12 protein-coding genes are annotated in these 18390 nt (G+C 61.3%); 3 read left to right on the top strand and 9 right to left on the bottom strand.

Going from position 1 to position 18390, the window contains the following annotated elements; all coding sequences use genetic code 11:
- Positions 1-23 precede the first annotated feature (23 nt).
- Positions 24-734, top strand: coding sequence for a 5,6-dimethylbenzimidazole synthase (gene bluB / locus ACVWWQ_RS12095; RefSeq protein WP_133949137.1), 711 nt, complete (start codon positions 24-26; stop codon positions 732-734).
- Positions 735-1015: 281 nt separating this feature from the next.
- Here bluB and ACVWWQ_RS12090 read toward each other — a convergent pair whose 3' ends face one another.
- Positions 1016-1552 carry a hypothetical protein gene (locus tag ACVWWQ_RS12090; RefSeq protein ID WP_133949139.1) on the bottom strand — a complete coding sequence of 179 codons (537 nt, stop codon included), beginning with the start codon at positions 1550-1552 and terminating at the stop codon, positions 1016-1018.
- A 4-nt stretch (positions 1553-1556) separates the two neighbouring features.
- Positions 1557-1988 (bottom strand): helix-turn-helix domain-containing protein, encoded by a 432-nt coding sequence (locus ACVWWQ_RS12085; protein WP_133949142.1) that lies wholly within the window; start codon positions 1986-1988, stop codon positions 1557-1559.
- Positions 1989-2327: 339 nt separating this feature from the next.
- On the opposite strand from ACVWWQ_RS12085, the gene istA reads away from it, so the two are divergent.
- Positions 2328-3863, top strand: coding sequence for an IS21 family transposase (istA, locus tag ACVWWQ_RS12080; RefSeq protein ID WP_133949143.1), 1536 nt, complete (start codon positions 2328-2330; stop codon positions 3861-3863).
- A 13-nt stretch (positions 3864-3876) separates the two neighbouring features.
- Positions 3877-4629, top strand: coding sequence for an IS21-like element helper ATPase IstB (gene istB / locus ACVWWQ_RS12075; RefSeq protein ID WP_133949388.1), 753 nt, complete (start codon positions 3877-3879; stop codon positions 4627-4629).
- Between the two features lie 665 nt (positions 4630-5294).
- Here istB and ACVWWQ_RS12070 read toward each other — a convergent pair.
- The 7 genes from ACVWWQ_RS12070 to ACVWWQ_RS12040 all read right to left on the bottom strand — a co-directional run bounded on the left by ACVWWQ_RS12070 (position 5295) and on the right by ACVWWQ_RS12040 (position 18292).
- On the bottom strand, positions 5295-7772 hold the full coding sequence (locus ACVWWQ_RS12070) for a tetratricopeptide repeat protein (protein ID WP_133949145.1): 2478 nt from the start codon (positions 7770-7772) through the stop codon (positions 5295-5297).
- A 233-nt stretch (positions 7773-8005) separates the two neighbouring features.
- On the bottom strand, positions 8006-8437 hold the full coding sequence (locus tag ACVWWQ_RS12065) for a hypothetical protein (RefSeq protein ID WP_208321598.1): 432 nt from the start codon (positions 8435-8437) through the stop codon (positions 8006-8008).
- Positions 8438-8448: 11 nt separating this feature from the next.
- A complete protein-coding gene (locus ACVWWQ_RS12060) occupies positions 8449-8847 on the bottom strand; it encodes a nucleoside 2-deoxyribosyltransferase domain-containing protein (protein WP_133949148.1) in 399 nt (132 codons plus the stop codon).
- Positions 8819-9526, bottom strand: coding sequence for a hypothetical protein (locus ACVWWQ_RS12055; protein WP_133949150.1), 708 nt, complete (start codon positions 9524-9526; stop codon positions 8819-8821). The genes ACVWWQ_RS12060 and ACVWWQ_RS12055 overlap by 29 nt, the downstream gene beginning before the upstream one ends.
- Positions 9523-14940, bottom strand: a complete 5418-nt coding sequence (locus ACVWWQ_RS12050) for an FtsK/SpoIIIE domain-containing protein (protein ID WP_133949152.1) — start codon at positions 14938-14940, stop codon at positions 9523-9525. The genes ACVWWQ_RS12055 and ACVWWQ_RS12050 overlap by 4 nt, the downstream gene beginning before the upstream one ends.
- On the bottom strand, positions 14934-16493 hold the full coding sequence (locus ACVWWQ_RS12045) for a hypothetical protein (RefSeq protein ID WP_133949154.1): 1560 nt from the start codon (positions 16491-16493) through the stop codon (positions 14934-14936). Before ACVWWQ_RS12045 ends, ACVWWQ_RS12050 begins: the two co-directional genes overlap by 7 nt.
- Positions 16490-18292, bottom strand: a complete 1803-nt coding sequence (locus tag ACVWWQ_RS12040) for a hypothetical protein (RefSeq protein ID WP_133949156.1) — start codon at positions 18290-18292, stop codon at positions 16490-16492. The genes ACVWWQ_RS12045 and ACVWWQ_RS12040 overlap by 4 nt, the downstream gene beginning before the upstream one ends.
- Positions 18293-18390 lie beyond the last annotated feature (98 nt).

Here is an 18390-nt window from a genome sequence, read left to right as displayed (position 1 = left end):
GGATGGGTCCGAGGTGGTGGAGGATGAGCACAATGCATTTTGGCAATGAATCGGAGGTCACTTTTTCGGGGGCGGAGCGAGATGCCGTATACAAGTGCATCTTCAATCGGCGCGATGTCCGCTCCCAGTTTCTACCTGATCCTGTTCCCGAGGATGTGCTGGCTCGCATTCTGCGCGCGGCTCACCACGCCCCATCGGTCGGCTTCATGCAGCCCTGGGACTTCATCGTGGTGCGGGACGCCGGTGTGAAACAGCGGATCCACGATGCCTTTAAGATCGCGAACGCGGAAGCGGCCTCCATGTTCAGTGACAAACGTCAACAGACGTATCAGTCACTCAAGCTAGCAGGTATTCTCGATGCACCGGTGGGGATCTGCGTGACTTGTGACCGAAGCCGTTCTGGTCCCGTCGTACTCGGCCGCACCCACCAGCCGGAGATGGATCTTTATAGTGCGGTCTGCGCAGTACAAAACTTGTGGCTGGCGACGCGGGCAGAAAACATTGGTATGGGTTGGGTCAGCATCGTGCATCCGCAACACTTGCGCGAAGCATTGGGGATTCCGAACTCGATTGTTCCGATTGCCTACCTCTGTGTCGGCCACGTCACCCACTTCCTTAAAAAGCCAGAGTTGGAAACAGCAGGCTGGCTTCCGCGCATGCCACTTCGCGACGTCGTATGGTTCGACCAGTGGCATGCCGAAGATGGCGCGGAATCTCTGCGCCAACATCTTTAAGACGATTCATAGCCCATCGTTCCCGCTTGCACCCTGTCGGACTTTGATGAGACATGGGCCTCATACGTCGATTTGCGGTTAGTAATTACGGGCTCGATCGGTCAGACCGGAATACGCAGGCTGTCCAACGGTACGTCGGAGTCGGCAGGATAACTCCTCGGAAGAAACGACCGATTCACGAGATTGCGCACCCGGCCTACCTGGCGTGCAACAGAAAAAACGGATTGACGGAGCCGTAGGTATGTTCGGCTCGGTGACCGCGGGTTGAGGAGGCTGACTCGCTAAAGCGATGGCGGTATCTCCTTGCCAATCATCGCGGCGGCGAACAATCCACCGAGGCCGCCAAACAGCAACCATTGGCTGAAGGGTGATCCGGTCACCCGGGACAACGCGACCGCCCCAATGCTGCCGACCACCAGCACGAGGAGAAACAGCAAGATCCGTTCGCGTTCGATCCGGCGCTGCTCTTGCGCTTGTTTGAATGCGATCTCATCAAAATAATCGAACAGATTAAACCCACAGTGCACGCAGAGCTCGCTGTGCCGCCACGTCCAGTCGTCGCACTGAGGACAGACCTCGGCGTTAGCGTGGTGTGGCGGCGGACCGCGGTACTCATGCAGTTGGGTTGCCGTCAGCCATTCGGAGGCAGGCGCGGGTTCCGACGCCGATGCGTCCTCGGGACCCAAGAGCCACTGGATTTCTTCTTGCGTGCTCCGGGCGCCGAACTCTTCAACAGATGAGGACGGGGCGCCTTTCGACAAAGCGCGTCGTCCGGCCAGCGGCACGATATGCCCATCGGTTGGCCCTGTGTCGCTCATGCACTCAGGCGGCCAAGGTCAGATAGTCGGTGACGCCGGCCGGATCAAACGGCTTGTCGCGGAAGTGTTGGTAAAGCAACCGGATCACGCGCCCCTTCTTTTCCGGAGATAAGGGTTTGCGGATACGCTGCAATCGCTGCTCAACCGCCACCACGATCTGCTCCACCAGATCCGGCGACACGGCAGCATCCCGTCCACTTGGGTCGGTGCCCGGACCAATCAGCACCCACAACGGGTCGATGCCGAAGGTCTCGTAAAGGAGCCGAAGCACGGTGGCAGGAGCCTCGCGCTCGCCACGCTCGTAGTTCTGGTAGGCCCTTGGCGAGATGCCCAACCGCTCGGCGAACTCGGTCTGCGACAGCCGCACACGTTCCCGCGCCGCGGCGAGGCGGTGACCGATTACCACGTTATCGTTGAGAGTTGAAAGCTTACTCATGTGTGCTATCGTCCTACTCACTTGACCATGCCGACGGTATCACATGCACTGGTTTCTCGACAACGCAAATACTGGCCAGTGTCGAAGCATCCGCGCGTCGGCGCAAGACTCTCGCTGGCAGGAGGTCGTGATGACCTAGCCACCCTACGTTCGTCATTCCGAACGGGGAAAAGCAGAAACCCCGGGCGTTGGCGCGCTCGGGGCTTCGGAGATGCAGAACAGTGACTTGTTGGCATTCTCCATGCCGCCTTCCTCGACGTCAAGCGCCGACCCACAGAGGGTCGACTTGGTCCCGGCTGTCCGCGTGACGGGCCTCCGGGTGCATGGAGAACTTCCGTCGTGCCCCCTATCAAAGATCTCTGCCGCTTGCTGCTTACGACCGCGTTGTCGAATCGGCGCATCAGCGAAGCGCTACACATCTCGCCGACTACAGCGATGCGCTACCGGAACCGGTTAACGGAACTGGAATGGGACTGGCTGCGTGTCAGCGCCATGGACGAAGCGAGCCTGGATCGTCTGCTGAATACGCCAGGCAAGAGTGCCTTCGTGCACACCTTCGTCGAGCCAGACTGGTCGCAGGTGCACGTCGAGCTACAAAAGCGTGGCGTCACCGTCACGCTGCTTCATGAGGAGTACGCGATCGGCCTGGATGCCGGTGTGTTGTCGCTGAGCGAATTCCGCCGCCGGCTGGCCCGTTACCAGCGCACGCGGGGTCTGGTCATGCGTCAGATCCATCGGCCCGGCGAATGCTTGTTCCTGGACTTTTCCGGTGTCCGGCCATGGCTGACCGATCGCGCTACTGGGGAGATAACGCCGGTGGAATTGTTCGTAGCCGTGCTTGGAGCCAGCCGAAAAACCTTCGCGTGTGCGGTGCCCAGTCAGAAACTGCCGGACTGGATCGCCGCGAACGTGAAAGCGCTGGAACATTTCGGCGGCGTACCGACGTTTCTCGTGCCCGATAATCTGAAGGCGGCGGTGACGTCGCACAAGCGCGGCGAAGGCGCGGTCATCAATCCGACCTATGCCGAGTGCGCGGTCCACTACGACGCCTTGGTGTTACCCACTCGGGTGAGACGCCCGAAAGACAAGGCCGCGGTCGAGCTGGGCGTGAAGATTGTGCAGCGGTGGGTGCTGGCGCGTCTGCGCCATCGCACCTTCACCACACTGAGCGATCTGAATCGGGCCATCAGCGAACTCCTGGCCACGCTCAACGACAAGCCGATGCGCGGGGTGGGTGGCAAAAGTCGTAACCAGCTGTTTGTTGAGATCGATGCTCCCGCCTTGAAACCCTTGCCAGTGGAACCGTATGGCTATGCCGATTGGCAGATCGGCGTGCGCGTCGGGCAGGACTACCACATACGCTGGAACGAGCAGTATTACTCGGTGCCGCATACCCTCGTCGGGTCCGCCGTGAACCTCAAAGCCACGGCCGCCATGGTCGCGGTGTTCCACCGTGACCGGCGGGTCGCTTTGCACGCGCGATCTTCCGTGCCCGGCTTCGTCAGCACGCTGCCTGAGCATCGGCCAAAGGCCCATCAGCACTATGCGGACGATCAGCCGGCCGCCGTGTTGGCGTGGGCGCAGTCTGCTGGCGGTGCCGTTGCGCAGTTCCTGCAGCAGCACATCGCCCACCACCGACGCCCGGCCCTGTCGTTGCAGGCGGGACGTGGGTTGCAGCGGCTCGCCCGCGAATATGGCACGGAGCGACTGCAGGCGGCCTGCCAGCGGGCGTTGCAACTGCATGCCCACGGCATCAGCTCGGTCACCTCGATCCTGCAACGCAACCTCGACAAAACCGCACTCGCCACTGACGTTTCCGACATCACCACGCCGGCACACGAGCATGTGCGCGGCGCCGACTATTACGCCACCTGACAAGGAATCTCCCATGACGTTGCAATGCACGATCGATCAACTGCGCCGCCTGAAACTGACCGGCATGCTGTCGGGCCTGGAACATCAGCTCAGCCAAACGGCCTATCTGGAGCTGGCCTTCGAGCAGCGGCTGGGACATCTGCTCGATGCCGAAACCAGCCACCGCGACAGCCAGCGGCTGCACCGATTGCTGAAGAGCGCAAAGCTGAAGCTGCAGGCCGAACCGGAGGCTATCGACTATCGTCCGGGGCGCGGGCTCGATCGCGCCGTCATGGCTGACCTGTTGACCTGCCAATGGATCGAGAGGCGGCAGAACCTGCTGGTCACAGGCCACACCGGCACCGGCAAGACGTGGCTGGCCTGTGCGATGGCGGTGCAGGCAGCACGTAGGGGATTACCCGTCGGCTACCGCCGGGTCGGGCGTCTCCTGGAAGACATGGAGCTCGCCCATGGCGACGGCTCGTTGGCGAGGCTGCGCCATCAGCTGTCGAAGTTGCAGTTGCTGATATTGGACGACTTCGGTCTTGCGCCGCTGACGGCACGTGGGCGATCGGATCTGCTGGAGCTGCTGGACGATCGTGTGGGCTGTGGCGCCACGATCATGGCCGGTCAGCTGCCGGTCAAGGATTGGCATGGTTTCATCAATGACCCGGCGCTCGCTGATGCCATCTTGGACCGACTGATCCATAGCAGCGTTAAGCTGACACTGAAGGGTGAATCGATGCGCAAACTGAAGGGCAAGGACGGTCCGGCGGACCCGGGGTGATCACGTTGGCTTTTGTGTCCAGGCTGGCGTCGGTGTTCAGCAGGTTTGGCGCGAGTGTCCAGCGAGCCTGGCGTCCGTGTCCAGAAGGGCTGGCGTTACTGTTCAGTTGTTTGGTTTTTTGCACCTTTTAGCTGTAGCTCATCTTGAACTTCTGGGGGTGCTAACGAAGCAGCGTCGCCAAGGGCAGGATGACAGCCAGGTAGGAGCTGCATATTCCATTCGAAACCGGCCACCCCTAATGATCCAAACCGGCCACCCATAACGATCTGAAACCGGCCACCCGAAATGCTCTCAATCCGGCCAATTGTTGCGGCCCGCTGTCGAATCCTTCCCAACCGGCAATCGTACCCATTGCTGGAAAGTGCACGCTGTATCGCTCAGCTTCAGCGGATATACGGGTCATCCCAAAGCCGAGGCAACCGGAATGTGCTGATCGCTGGGTCGGGTGGTCCGAATTCGAGCTCCAGCCAATCGTAGTCTTGGCCCGGTCCCAAACGTTCAATGTCGTTTCCGACCCAAGCAGACGTTGTTGGATGCACACACCGGCGAAGTTGATCAATCGAACCAATTGGTCGTGATCAGCGCGCCGGCATCTTGATCATCGTTGGTCCATGGACCGGAATCGGGCAAGAGCGAGCATTAGACAATCACCACTTGCAGGCTGGTCAACCATACGACATGTCGTCATCGGTCTCGATTTCACGTCGACGAATGCGATAAGCCAAATCTAGGAAAAGCTGTTCGTATTTGCGGGCTTCACGCATGTTTTTGACGAAGAAGTCGTCCCCAGATTCGAGCGTTTTCATGGCTTGACTCACTAGGAACTGACCTTCCTTCAAGCGTTTCTGCGCCTCCGACGCGTATGGTGCCTTCTTCACTGCGTGGAAGCGGGCAATCGCCATGCGTAACACACAAAGCGCCGCCGGCTTGCCCTTGTGCCGTGCGGCTTCGATCTCAGCATCGCCCTTGTCGATCTCACCCATGCGATACCAACACAACGCTAAAGTCATTGAAGCGTCCGCGTTGCGCGCATCCAATTTGACGGCCTTATCTGCTTGCACAAGCGCAAGATCTGGGCGTTGGCGACGATTAAGCAGAAAGAAGGCGAAACGGTCGTACAGGGCCGCATTCATCGGCTCCTCTTCAAGCGCGAGTCGAAAGTTATCCTCGGCCAAGCCCAGCTCCCCCTGCTGTGTGGCGATCTTTGCTGCCTTGGCAAACGGGCTGCGAAACGCTTCGGCAACCCGATCTTGGCGATAGATGCGCTCGACCCGCTGGCGGCGGGTGGCTTGTACTTCGACCTTGTGCGCAAAGTCTTTGATGCGCCGACGGTCGGCTTCGCTGCGCTTGCGCAGTTGCTGTTCAAAGAAGCGAGCGGCCATCTCCACGACCTGTAGCTCGTAGCGGTCACCGTAGTCCGTGACGGTCGCAAAATAGGTCTCGTCCAGCGCTTTCTGGAATTCGAGGTGCTGAATTCCAGCTAATACGCAGGCGTCGGCAACGCTGAGGTTGTCCAGAGGAATCGCAGCGGACACAAGGACCAGGAAAACATCCTGCTGGAGTTCGTTGATCCGCAACCACGCGTCCGCGTATAGGAATTCGAGCAGTTGGTCATTGGTCTTGCGGAACACCTGCTCGATCGCCTGATCGATACCAACAGGTGAGCGTGCAAGAAACTTGACCAACGTGTCGATCAAGAGCGGCTTGTTAGCGAGCTGCTTGGCCGCACGCCGCAGGGTCGACTCGCCTGCCTGTTTTATGGCCGCTGCGCCGTATTCGTCGGCGAGTCGGCGCATGAGAGAGGTACATTCATCATCGGAGAGCGAACTAATCTGCAATGGCTCAAAAGCGACGAACTCGCGGCGACGCGAGGTGATGAGCACCCGCCCCAAGCGTCTGCCGATGTGCTTCAGAAACATGCCAAAGGCGGCAACCTGGTCTTGGGAGGTTGCTAAAGTTTCGGTATTGTCCAGCACAAGCAGAATGTCGCTGCGTTTGAAACCTTGTTGCTGGAATTCAGCTGCCACGCGATCGACCAGCGCGGCTCCGCTAAGCTTGTAATACTCCTTCTCCAATACCGGGGTTAGGCAGAACAGCGCCTCGCGGACGCATTCTTCCATAGCATCGGAGACGCCCCGTAGGTGCACGACTCCTTCGTCGGACCAACGCGTCATCTTTGCGGAGTAGTAGCTGATGACGCTCGGCGGCGGAGACGACGACGTTTCACTGCCCTCCAGCAACCGATTGAGGAACTCGAGTGCTAGCGTAGTCTTGCCGAACCCGCCATCGCCGAAGATCAGGCACTGCGGCAACCCTGTCGGATCGTCCAGCCATTCGGCAAGCGCGCTGAGCTCATGGGTACGGCCTTCAAACACGCTGGTCTGGCGGACCGGTACGTTCGAGTACACCCAATGCGGACGACCCTCAAACTCCAGCGGCCGGATGTCGAAACGCTCAGGAAAGTTGGACGCCAACTCCTCGAAAATCGAACTAGCTGGAAGGTCTATCGTGAAGGAAGTCGATTCTGCCCAGTCGACTGTCTGCCCATCCAGTTTCCATAGGCCCTTACGACAAGCCACTCCACTGATGACGTATAGAGACCCGCCATGGACGACCGGTGTGCGGATGGGCAATATGGTTGACCCAATCTGGATGATGGGTGAACCGCTCGCCGATAGGCGTGGCAATGTCGGTCCGAAGCAGTCCAAGCTTCGCCGCGCAAACGTCGCCAGGCGAGGGGTCCATAGCTCGATGTCGGCGCGACTGACGACACCATGGCCAGGCTTCTTATTGCGAAAGCTCACCCACTCTGAAGCTTCCGTGGCGAGCGTGTTGCCATATGCTTCGTCGAATTCAAACCAGCCCTTGTGATATATGCGCGCGATCAGGCTGCGCGCGATTGGCGTCGCGACCTCTAGAATCTCAACGGGCAAGCCGTCAGTCGGCTGGTTGAATCGCCGCGCGAGGCTAGCCAAGGCCGAGTTGTCGCTGACGTCGGGAGTCAGTTCGCGCACCAGCTCAAGTGCGGTGACTGCACTAAGTTGATAAAGCGATCGCAAGATCGACTGCAGGTGATAGAAGCGGTCGGAATTTGACGGAAGCTGTTCCGCGGTAGCCAGCTGCGACTCGAATAGGGTTTGCATCCGTGTACCGAAAACCAACAAAAGTGGGTGTCATGACCTCGCCAACCGCGGGGCCTACAGTGTTAGGTAACGAGATCATAGTAGCGCTGCTACGGGCCAGAGAGGCATTCGTCATGGGGCCGTCTTTCTGGGCTTGATTGCTCCTCTCTCAACGATGACATAAGTCCGCTTCGGGTGGCGAATTCTGCCAGTCGACGCCTGCTTTCGGCTGATCACACCGGTCGGCGGCCTGGTCAGCGCCGATCGGTTGTCGCCCCGTCTGCCAGCGCCAATACGGCCTCGTAGAGTTTGGCGTACGACACATCTCCGGCGCGGGCAGTGAGCTGTCCCGACGCCTCCTGCCAGAGGCCCTGGACGCGGTAGGCGTCGGCAAGCAGGTCTCGCAGGCGGCCCTGCGTCACGTCATGGATAGCCGGTGGGACACCATCGCAGGCGAAATGATGGCAGATAGCCTCGCGAATGGAAGGCTCCTTGGCTGATTTGGGCTGGCGAAAAGAATTCACTGCCACGCCCTCTAGCGGGCTAGGATTAGCGAAGCCATTCATCCCGTAGTAGTAGTCGACGATATGCTTGATCGACACCAGCTTTGACCGGCCCTCTTTCTTAGCGCGAAGATATTCGGGCGTCCCGGGTTTCAGGCATTCATTCCATGGCGTAGCAGGCATTGGCGGTCTCTTCAGTCGATCAACAACAGGTGATCGAGGGCTTCGCCGAGCGTCGGGAAGACGTGCTCGGAGCACTGGCGAACCATTTCGAAGTAGCGGCGCACCGAGGAATCACCGACCTGATCGACCATGAAGATCCGTTTGCCCAAGGCCTTCGCGAATCCGACCTCCAATGCCAGCGAATAGCCGCCCGGGTTGGAGGCCTCCATGTTGGCCAAGACGATGTCGGATTGGCGAATGGCCTCCAGGTCCCATCGCGTGTATTCGGCGGGGTCCGGAATGTTGTGCGCGCTTGGGTCGAGCAACTCAAACGATCCGGCCAAACGGGTGGCCACGAGGGCCTGCCAATTTGATCTGAACCCGCCGGCCAGGTAGATCCTCCTAAGGGGTGGGGGCGGTTTTGCCAGCATTGGCGTCCTTCTTGAATTTCAGCTCGGCGACCGCGATCGAAAAGGGAGTCGCCATCGCGCGGTTGTAGAACACTTCACCGTTCTTGAAGAGCGCCAACGCTATGCCTAGGAGCAATAGCGCCTGCACAGGCCAAGGGGCTGCATGGTCGTAGGCGAACAGCAGCTTGGGCGAGAGCAAAGAACAGGCGGCAAAGTCGAATGCGAGGATCGTCAGCGCGGTCCCCACGCCATTGCACAGCAACGAGATGAACATGAATCTGCGGCCCATCGAAGCGGCCTCGGCGGAAACCGAAAGCGCCACGCTCCGCAGGTCGTTGTAGCTCCAATTCTTTGCGCCCGGCCCGGCCTGCTGGGCTTTGACCAGCTCGGCGAACCACTCGTAAGACTGACGCCTCATCGCCCCCGCTTCATCGAAGGGCTTGGAAAATCTGACTTTGGAGAGCAGCCTTTTTAAGATCTGCTCGTGAAGGGCAAGTAACGCATGCCCGATTGCGAAAAGGATGCCTGCAAATGTCAGGGCAGCCGAGGTCGATTCGCCGAGCTTGAAGATCGATTGGAGCTGCGTCGGCCCAACATGCGTAAGCGCCAGGCCGACTGCCAAGACGGCACCGGGCACCCACGCGCCAATCAAGTCGTTGAAGAACTTGGCTATCGTCTCTGTCGCTTCTTCGACCTTCATTTGGCGCCTCCCTTGCTTTCGTTGTCAGCGGCGATGGCAGCCACAGCGGCTTCGATGTCTTGGTCCGACAGGAATGGGGCTTGCGCGAAAACCAGGCCCTGCTCGCCGTTGAGCTTGGCTGCCAGGTGGCCCCGACCCAGCAGCAGCTCGGCGCCCGGCCGATCCAGCGCGATCTTCGATGTCGCCTCGCTTGACACCTTCAAGATGAGGCGGTTGCCGAGGTTCTCGCGAAGCTGCATCGGCATCACGTCCTTGTCGGGGCGCTGGGCTGCGAATATCAGGTGGATGCCTGCCGCTCGGGCCTTGACGCCCAGGCGCTGCACGGCCGCACCGACCGCGCCCTTGTAGGCGTCGTCGAGCATCCAATCTGCGAACTCGTCGTGGATGAGAAACAACATGGGCAGGCGCTCAGCAGCCGAGACCTTCGAGTTGTAGGTGGGCAGATCGCGCGCGCGCGCCTTAGCGAACGCGCGATAGCGATCCTCCATCTCCTGCACCAATGCTTCGAGCACTTCGCTCGCCTTCTCCTTGGTGGTGACGATCTCGTCGCGCATGTGTGGCAAGTCGGCCAAGGGGGCGTAGTCCACGCCCATTTTCGGATCGATCAAGATGATCTGCGCCAGATCCTTCGGGTTTGTCGCGGCGATGTCCAAGAGCAGCGCCTGAATCAGTACCGACTTGCCGCTGCCGGTCGCGCCTGCCACCAAAGAATGTGGCTCGTGGGATGAGAGTCCACCGAACTCCGCGCCGAGATTCAGATACAGCAGCGCACCGTTGATTTCTTGGAGCCCTAAAAGGAAGGACGTATTGATACCAGCAACATTGCGATTGAGCTCACGACGTGACCACAGCTCCCATAGCGACACCGCTTGGCGCTTGGAGCCGGCGACCGTCACCACGATCTCGCCAGGCTTAGGCTGAACTGTGACCAGACTGATCGCATGCGTGGTCAGAAGCTGGGTACGCTTGTTTTCGATGTCTTCGACGCGCAACCGGTCGGAGCCTGCTAGGCGCACCAGGCAGCCATTGGGCGTCAGGCGCGTGCCAAGGACGGCAGCCTGCAGGCCATAGCTGTTGAGCGCGGCCTTGAGCTTCTTAGTGACCTCCATGGCCCACTCCTCCCGTTCAGCATCGGATTGCGCGCCGCCCGCGAACTTGGAGGCGACGAGCTCAGCGAGAGCCGATCCGAAGCTTGCGGTCGGAGCGGGCGCGAGAGTGGGGGCCGAAGCCCGTGGCGCGGCGCTGGCTTCGGCCGGGCTTTGCGCAGGAGTCGGAGGCTCTTGCACCGGGGTGCTGGTTTCTCCCGAAACTAGGGCTTCATCCGCAGCCGCCTCCATGGCAGCCTCGCCTGCTCCATTGGCGAGTTGACCCATGGCCGAGAGCCATGGCACGCGAGGCGCGGGCTTCTTGAAATTATGGCCTGACCAAGGCTCGTGAGGGCCGAGGCCGGCTCGTGCATCCAGGCTTCCCGCGTTCTTCGCGTAGGCTTCGACCAGCTTTCTCAGATCCTCTCGATCGAAGACCTCTTGCCAGGCTTTTACGCCGCTCTCGTCCAACAGGGACTCTTGCTCGGAGACTGACCCAGAGCCTGCGTCCGAGGTATGGACGTAGACTTGAGAATAGCCGCGTAGCGAGATCTCTACATCCCCCTCGCGAAGTTTCGAGCGGGCGCGCTCCATCAGGCCGGTCATCCCCGGCGGAATATCAGCGTCGATGAGCATGTCAGCAAGGCGGGCGAGCCAAACGTCGCGGTCGAGTCGACCCGGGTCGCCAAAGAGCGCCTCCCGAAATTTGTCCAACGTCTGCAGCAGTTGGTCCTTTGAGCTGCGGCGCGCCGCAGCCAGGCCATCGACCCCGACGTACTTCGATTCAACGATCGAGATGACGGCGCGGATCCCCTCTTCATTCTCCTCGACATTGATGGCGAGGATGTCGGCGATGCGGCTCTCCGGCTGCGAGAGCCAGCTCGCGTAGTCGTCGAGCAGGAAGTAGGCCGTCAAGACCGGGCCCCCGCTCGCTTGCGCCTTGAACTCCTCTGCCAACAGATGGCGGCTGAGAACTAGGCCGATCATTTCGCCCGCGGAGATGCCCCGCTTTGCCGCGCGCAGCACGATGTCGCCGGAGACCGAGAGTGCATCGCGCTTGGCCTTGTCCGCGGTTTTGCCAACCTCCTCAGACGTGAGGCGGAGCTTCAATTCATCGAGGCGGCGGCGCACCAGCACACCAAGCAGCCGGAGCTCGGAGGTCGAGCTAACGATCATGTTGCGGCCATTGGTGGAGCCGCGGCGGTAGCGGACGACGGTGATGCCGTTGTGCTGAAGCTGGCGCTTGTCGAGCAACTCGTCGTAGGTGGCGACCCATTCGGCCAGGTCGTGGGCGTCCTTGATCAACGCGGCCAGATCTTTGCTTTGCAGGGAGATCCGCCGGGCCGGTAAGAAGCGCTTGTCGGGGAAGGCATCGGTCTGGTTGCAGACAGCAGCTACGGCGGTGACGTAGGCCCACCCCGAAGCTGTCTGCCACGGGCAGGTCAGGAACGTGGTCGATTTGAGTTCGTCCTCGCCGGAGGCGCTCCGATAGGACCAACGCGAAGGCGCGTGTTCCAGGCTCGGGCGGTCGTTCGTCCAAGCGACGGGTAGCCACTCCTCCTTGGCCGAGCGAGCGACCACGTCATGAAGGAAGGCCACGTCGAAGGCTTTGAAACCTTGCGCGCTTTCGCCGGGAGTCGCCGAGATCGGAGTGACCGCGATGCGCAGCTTCGAGATGAAGTTGTCGCTGGTCTCGCTTACCACGGGCAGATCCGGATCGTCGCCGGTCTTGTTGACTAGCTCTCCGTAGACGCTGCGAAGCTTTGCCTGGTTGGTATGGCGCACTGACACGCTGCATTGGAGATTCCCGTCCTCCTGAATCGAGGAAAGCTCGCGCACCGTCGCCAGTGGTAGCTCGGCCGCATCGGCGTTGTAGAGCACGATGCTTAGGTTTGAAGCCTCGTGGGGCTGCAGGCCAACGTAGCGCTCCAAGAGTTCGCGCGCCTGCTTGGCCGCGGCCGCAGGATCCACGTCGGTCATGGCGTCCTCGTCGCCCCGAATGGGTGCCTCCATGAGGCTGTAGCCATTGACCGTGCTGCTCTCGCAGACCAACTTGGGCGAGCCGCCTTTGCTGAGGACTGCGATCTCCGGATAGAACGGATGGGCGATCTCATCGGTGAGTTCGCGCATGAAGATATCGCGGTCCCCGTAGAGGATGCTACCGCTGGAGAGCAAATGGGTTGCGAAGCCCGCCACGCGGCGGGACTTTACGGCCAAAGCCTTCATGCGCTCCGGGTGCCACGGCGGGATGATCAGCGAGGGGTTGTCGCCGGCCACGCGGACCGTGCCCACCGACAGGATCTCGGAGACCAGGCGCGAGCGGCAAACATCGCCGCGCGCATGGACCATCAGCGTGTTCAGCAGCGTGCCGAAGGACTCGGCCTGGCGCATGACGGCCTCGCCGTGCAGGCCAGTGGAGACGAAGTCATCCATCGCCTTGATGTAGTCCGCCTCGAACGCGTCCCACGAACCCCGAACCTCGTCGCGCTGCGCCTGAGTCAGGCGGCCTTCATCCGCGAGGTCCTTGATCCGGGCCTTGATGTCAGCCCGCAAGCTGCGGAGCTTGTTGGCGGCGGGCACAAGCGAGCCAGCATCGGTGGAGTAGGTAGCCTCCAAGGTGCCGGTGTCGAGCAGCGAGACGTTTTGCACCCCGCCCTTCTTGCTCACCAAGCGGCGTGGGACTTCCGTGCAGCCCACCGCGCCCTTATCCAAGAGGCGGCGCATGTCTGCGACCATCGACAGGCCGATCGAGGTGGGCTTGTAGCTCCACAGGAGCTGAGTCTTGCTGATCTTCGTCTCGACGCCGCCAGCCACCTTCAACAGCTCGACGTCGAACTTGATCTGCATCGCCTGGCGAGCGAGGGAGGTGACGGCCTTGAACTTTCTTTTTCGGCTCTCTGCGATCTCGCGCTCTTTGGCGATGAAGCGCTCGAAGTCGAATAGAGGATCCGGCAGATCGGCCGCGGTCATGCGCGTGACCTTCCAATCGACCTTGGCTCCCATCAAGTCCCGCAAGCCCCGATACATGGCCGAGAAGAAGCAGCCGGCATCATGGTTGAAGCGCTCGCGCCATTCGGTCCGGCCCTTGTTGACGGTGAAGCGCAAGAACCGCTCGCCCTCGGCGTCTTCGAGGCCTGCATGCAAGTTGTTGACCACCCGCGCGAATCCATTGAAGAAATCGTTGCACTCGATCGGTTTGCCGAACAGCGCCTTTTCCCAGCGCGACAGCAGCTTGGAGTCGCGCTCTAGGAAGCGCCGGTGCGTGGCGAAGAACTCCTCGTCCTCGGGCGTAAACTCGGCTCGCCGCTCGCGCGACTTCAACTCTTCGAGGAGCTTGCGGCCCTCCGGTTCCAAAGCATTTTCTTCGTCGCAATCGTGGTCGAAGTAGCGCAGTGTCGTGTCCGCCAAGCCCTGCTGCCTCTCCTTGGGTTTGTCGAAGGCTAGGTAGACGCCATCGGACTCCCATTCGAACTGGGCGAGCGCCGCGGCGGCCTCTTGGTCGCCCACCGGCGCCGCGGCGAAGGCTTCCAATGCCTGACGCGCACCTTCGGCGATCTCGGCGACGTTGGCTTCGATGCGCTCGACCAACTCATCCGCATCAAGCGGCTGGCCGTTCTGGCGAAGCTTCCTTAGCAGTGGGGCGCGCTGGGAGAGAAGCTTCAAGAAGGCTTTTTGCCATGGGCCGCGCGCTATCCCGAACGTCTTCGCGTTGGAGAAATATCCGCTGTCCCTAGGCAACCCCGCTCTCGGTAGCGCATAGCCCACCGCGTCGCGGATCGGCAAGCCTCGGGTAGAAATGCCCTCGACGATTTCGGCGCAAAACTCGCCGAGCTGCACGAGAGAGGGCTCCGAGGCACTGAGAAGACCTCCAATGGCCGCGTGGAAGACCGCGCGGTCGTCCGCCACGGGCGAGAGGCCGCCAGTGTGCAGCGCCGCGTCCACCCAAGGCTGGGCGTCGGAGCGCATCTCCTTGGCGCCGATGGGCGTGACATACGCGAGCGTGTCCGAGAGGTTGTGCTCGCTGCCACTGGCGGTGAGGATCGCCTCCTTCTCGGTCTCGGCGTTGTTGCGCACGTAGCCGGCGTTTTGCTGGATCAGGATCTCCGGCGGCAAGCCTTGGCCCTCCACCAAAGCTTCGGGGATCATCAGATCCATCCGGGCGACTAGGTCGGGCTTGCCCATGACCGAGCGCGCCACAGCGGCGACCTGACTGGCCGAGAGCTTGTCTAGCCGGAAGAGCGCGACGGAATCGCCCACTTGGGCAGGGTTGGCGAGGCACTTGGCGAGGATCTCCGCGCCGACGCGGCCGATGATGCGATCGGTCAACATGCGGCATCTACCTCAGACACGAACGGGTTTTCAACAAACGAGCAGGAATCCGAGAGCCGGCGCACCAGGCCCAGGCCGACAAGCCGGGCTTCCAGGTTGTCGCGGTTTTCGCTGAGCTCCGCTTGGTCGATGGATTTGGCCTCCACTAGGTGCGCACCTTCGGCGTCGCCGATCACCAGACCATAGCGGCGCTTGGCCTCGATCAGGAACTCATCGAACTGCATGCGGTCGCCGACGATTGCGATCACGATGGATTTGAGAAGCCGGTCGTTGGGCGCATAGCGATAACGCCGCGAGAGCCTGCGCGAGCTCAGGCCGATCGCGCGCGACCACGCCGCGTGGATCTTGCCGACGTGTTGGCCGTGCCGTGGCAGCGCGAGCTCGACAAGCTTGGAGACCAAGTCGTCGGGGTTGCGGCTTGAATAGCCCTCTTCGTCCTTGGCGTCCACCGGCGGCCACTGGAAGGCTTCCCGCAAAAGCTTCACGCGTTCGGCATCCGGAAATTCCGCTGAACCGGCGTCGATCCAAGCCTTCTCGCGGCGGATCGATTCGATGTGCGCCCGGATCGCCTTCTCGGGGTAGCCCTGGTTCGCCAGGTAGCTGTCGCCGGAGAGCGCGCGCACCTTGCGTCCGTCCCTAGAGACGATTTCGCAGACGAACTCGACTGGCTCATCGTCACCAGCGGCGCGCTTCGCGCGCTCCAAGAAGTAAAGCAGCATGTTGAGGCCCGTGATCGCGATCAAGTGTTCGAGCGCGTCGTAGACAGGGATGTCCCTCGACAGTATCGCCAGCCAGTCCTCGCAAATCTGATCGAAGCGCGGGTTTGAGACTTCTGGCAGGTAGCCGGACACGCGCGGCTCCTCGGGCAGCTGTGGCGTGCCTTGCAGCGCGCGAGTGAGCCGATTCATGGGGGCCGAGCGCTCGAAGAGTCGCTTGGCCAACAGATCGCCTAGCTCAGCACCCTTCTTGGCGCGTGTAAGCATTAAATAGAGCAGCTCGCCCGTGCGCGCGAAGAAGCGCCGATCGTTGCTCATGTTGCCCTTCGCATCGATTTGCAGGTCCTCGTAGAGAGCGTCGGGACCGAAGGGGAAGACGAATTTCGAGCTCCAGCGCTTGTTGCTACGCGACTCGAAAGACGAGGATCGCAGCAGCTCGATCGCTTTGGCGAAATCGTCGAAACTGGTGAACGATTCGCGCAGGTAGGCCACGTCGGCGATGCCATCGCCGTTGCCTGTGCTCCCTTGGCCGAACTTCTCCAGCCACTGGCGCCACTTCTCCTCGTCGGGGAGTTTGTTCTCCGCGATGGACTCGATGTAAGGATTATTGAAGAGCAGCCCGCGCAAACGCATCTGGCGCTGCGGTTTGAACTTGACCGCGCCGTCCAGGCCGTCATGGGGCCGAAGAGGCTTGGCTACGTTCGAGCCGAGGACGCCCAGGAACTCCAGCACCGTCAAATGGGGGAGCTGCTCGTCGTAGAGGCGGTGCCCCCAAATGTTCTCGTCGACGCAGAAGTCGACGCTTTTGATCTCGGGCCGCCGGATAATCTCGCTCATGCCGGGGCCCTCACAGTCACGGGACGGATCAAGCCGCGGCCGCCCGGTTCGATGTCGATGAAATCGAGCGTCATGGCCGAGTCTTCGTCGCCGACCTCATCGTCGTCCGCGACGCCGTTCTTGCGAGCGGTCTCCGCCTTGCGCAGCAGCTTTGCCTTGAAGGCCAGCAGATCTTCAAGGCACTCGTTGGAGAAGCTGGCGGGCAGCGAACCCTCCGCGACGCGCGAGAGGAACTCGTGGCGGATCGGCGTGAGATCGAAGACCACGCGGTTGGCCGCGCCTTGCGCTAACTGAACCTCCAGGAAGGGCCTCCCCGTCGTGGCGTTGAGCCGAAAGCCCATGCCGATCCCCTGCTGCCGCCTGGCTGTGATCTCGTGGTCGCAAAGCACGCTCACGCGACTCTGCGTGAAGCCGCCGGAGCTCGCGATGAAGATCCGATCCGAGTTCTCCAACAGCAGGCCCGTCAAGACGCGGTTGAGGCCCTTGGCGATACGCGCGCGGGCGGCTTCATTGACTTGCTTCTTGTTCTCGACCAGCGTGTCGATCATCTCAAGGTAATCGCCCGCGTAACGGAAGACCGTCATGGCCCAGTGCGAGTAGCCGGCCTCGTCCTGGGGCAGCGTGAAGTAGAGCCTACGGCGCTGGTCTTCGAGCATCTCCATGAACTCGGCCGCGCCGCCGTCCAACCGAGCACCTTCATAGCCTTCCAGGTAGTCGTCTTGGGCCGCCAGGTAGTTCGCCGTCGCGCCGTAGATGGGGTCGCTGGCCACCAGGCGCGCGAAGTCGCCCTGCAGCCTCGAATCATCCTTGCCGTAGACCAGCAGGCCATCAGCCCCGTTGGTGGTCTCTTCGCCGACGCCGAAGCCTGCCATGGCCTTGAAGACGGGGCGGTCGGCTGCCCTGCGCTTGGACAGATTCGCCCCGAAGGCGTTGGCGTATACGCTGGCCTTGCCAATATGCCCGCCCTCTTGGATTTTGGGCACGTCCGCGCAAGTCATCAGGTTCTCTTTGGCACCCTTGGCGTCGGCGTAACCGAGGACCATGTTGGAGCACAGGGCCAGCAAGTCGCGCACCGGAAGATGCAGCCCGTTGAGGCGGGCGATCTCGACCAAGTCGCCAAGCCGGCGCGCGAGTTGCCTGTCATCGGTTTCGCCGAGAAGACGGCGGCGGTTCTCGTCGATTGGGCAAACCTTTCCGCCAGCCTTCAAAGAGCAGCGCGAGCAGTTGGCCCATTCGGGATGCTCGGCCACAGCCTTAGTGACTTCATCGAGGGTCTTCCGGTTGGTAGAGCGGCTGAGGTCGAAGACGGCTAACCGGTCAGGCGCGGGGCCGGCCTGCAGGAAGTGCTCCTGCAAAGGCTTGCGCAGCGGATGGACGCGGCCCTGCCGCTTACCTAGGTCGCGCAGGCGGTCGAGCATCTGCCCATGATTGGCGGCCAGGATCACGACTTCGGAGTCATCGCCGCCCAGAACCGATTCTTCGAGGCGCTGCAACGGCAAGTCGCTTTCCTGGCCGTTGAACTCGGAGAGGTCTTTGATGAACACGGCAAGGCGACCGTCCGCCAAGCGATGTTCTTTCACGTTCCCCTTGCCCGCCCAGACCTTCGGATCACCACCCATGTAGGCCCATAGGGCTCGGCAGTGATAGGTCTTGCCATCACCCGCGGTGCCGGCAATCAAGAGCGAGCCTTTTACCCTCGACTCTATATGCCGAATCATGTCGTTGAGTAGCGGCGTAGAAAGGCTGATGGGTTGGACTTTTGCCCGCCCAATCGCGCCAATCACGTACTCATCGAACATCGTTAGGTTGTTCGAGGTCGGCCCATAGCTCCTTAGTAAGCGCACCCATGCACTTGTAGGAAAGGAAATTCCTTCAGCCGAATTAACTTCGCTGGTTC

The organism is Rhodanobacter sp. TND4EL1 (assembly GCF_054061035.1).
Note: the sequence above shows the minus strand (reverse complement) of the source record. Positions and strands in the feature narration are given on the sequence as shown.

Coding starts and splice junctions, on each gene's coding strand:
- bluB (WP_133949137.1), top strand. CDS start 24: ATGAGCACAATGCATTTTGGCAATGAATCGGAGGTCACTTTTTCGGGG.
- ACVWWQ_RS12090 (WP_133949139.1), bottom strand. CDS start 1,552: ATGAGCGACACAGGGCCAACCGATGGGCATATCGTGCCGCTGGCCGGA.
- ACVWWQ_RS12085 (WP_133949142.1), bottom strand. CDS start 1,988: ATGAGTAAGCTTTCAACTCTCAACGATAACGTGGTAATCGGTCACCGC.
- istB (WP_133949388.1), top strand. CDS start 3,877: ATGACGTTGCAATGCACGATCGATCAACTGCGCCGCCTGAAACTGACC.
- ACVWWQ_RS12070 (WP_133949145.1), bottom strand. CDS start 7,772: ATGCAAACCCTATTCGAGTCGCAGCTGGCTACCGCGGAACAGCTTCCG.
- ACVWWQ_RS12065 (WP_208321598.1), bottom strand. CDS start 8,437: ATGCCTGCTACGCCATGGAATGAATGCCTGAAACCCGGGACGCCCGAA.
- ACVWWQ_RS12060 (WP_133949148.1), bottom strand. CDS start 8,847: ATGCTGGCAAAACCGCCCCCACCCCTTAGGAGGATCTACCTGGCCGGC.
- ACVWWQ_RS12055 (WP_133949150.1), bottom strand. CDS start 9,526: ATGAAGGTCGAAGAAGCGACAGAGACGATAGCCAAGTTCTTCAACGAC.
- ACVWWQ_RS12050 (WP_133949152.1), bottom strand. CDS start 14,940: ATGTTGACCGATCGCATCATCGGCCGCGTCGGCGCGGAGATCCTCGCC.
- ACVWWQ_RS12045 (WP_133949154.1), bottom strand. CDS start 16,493: ATGAGCGAGATTATCCGGCGGCCCGAGATCAAAAGCGTCGACTTCTGC.
- ACVWWQ_RS12040 (WP_133949156.1), bottom strand. CDS start 18,292: ATGTTCGATGAGTACGTGATTGGCGCGATTGGGCGGGCAAAAGTCCAA.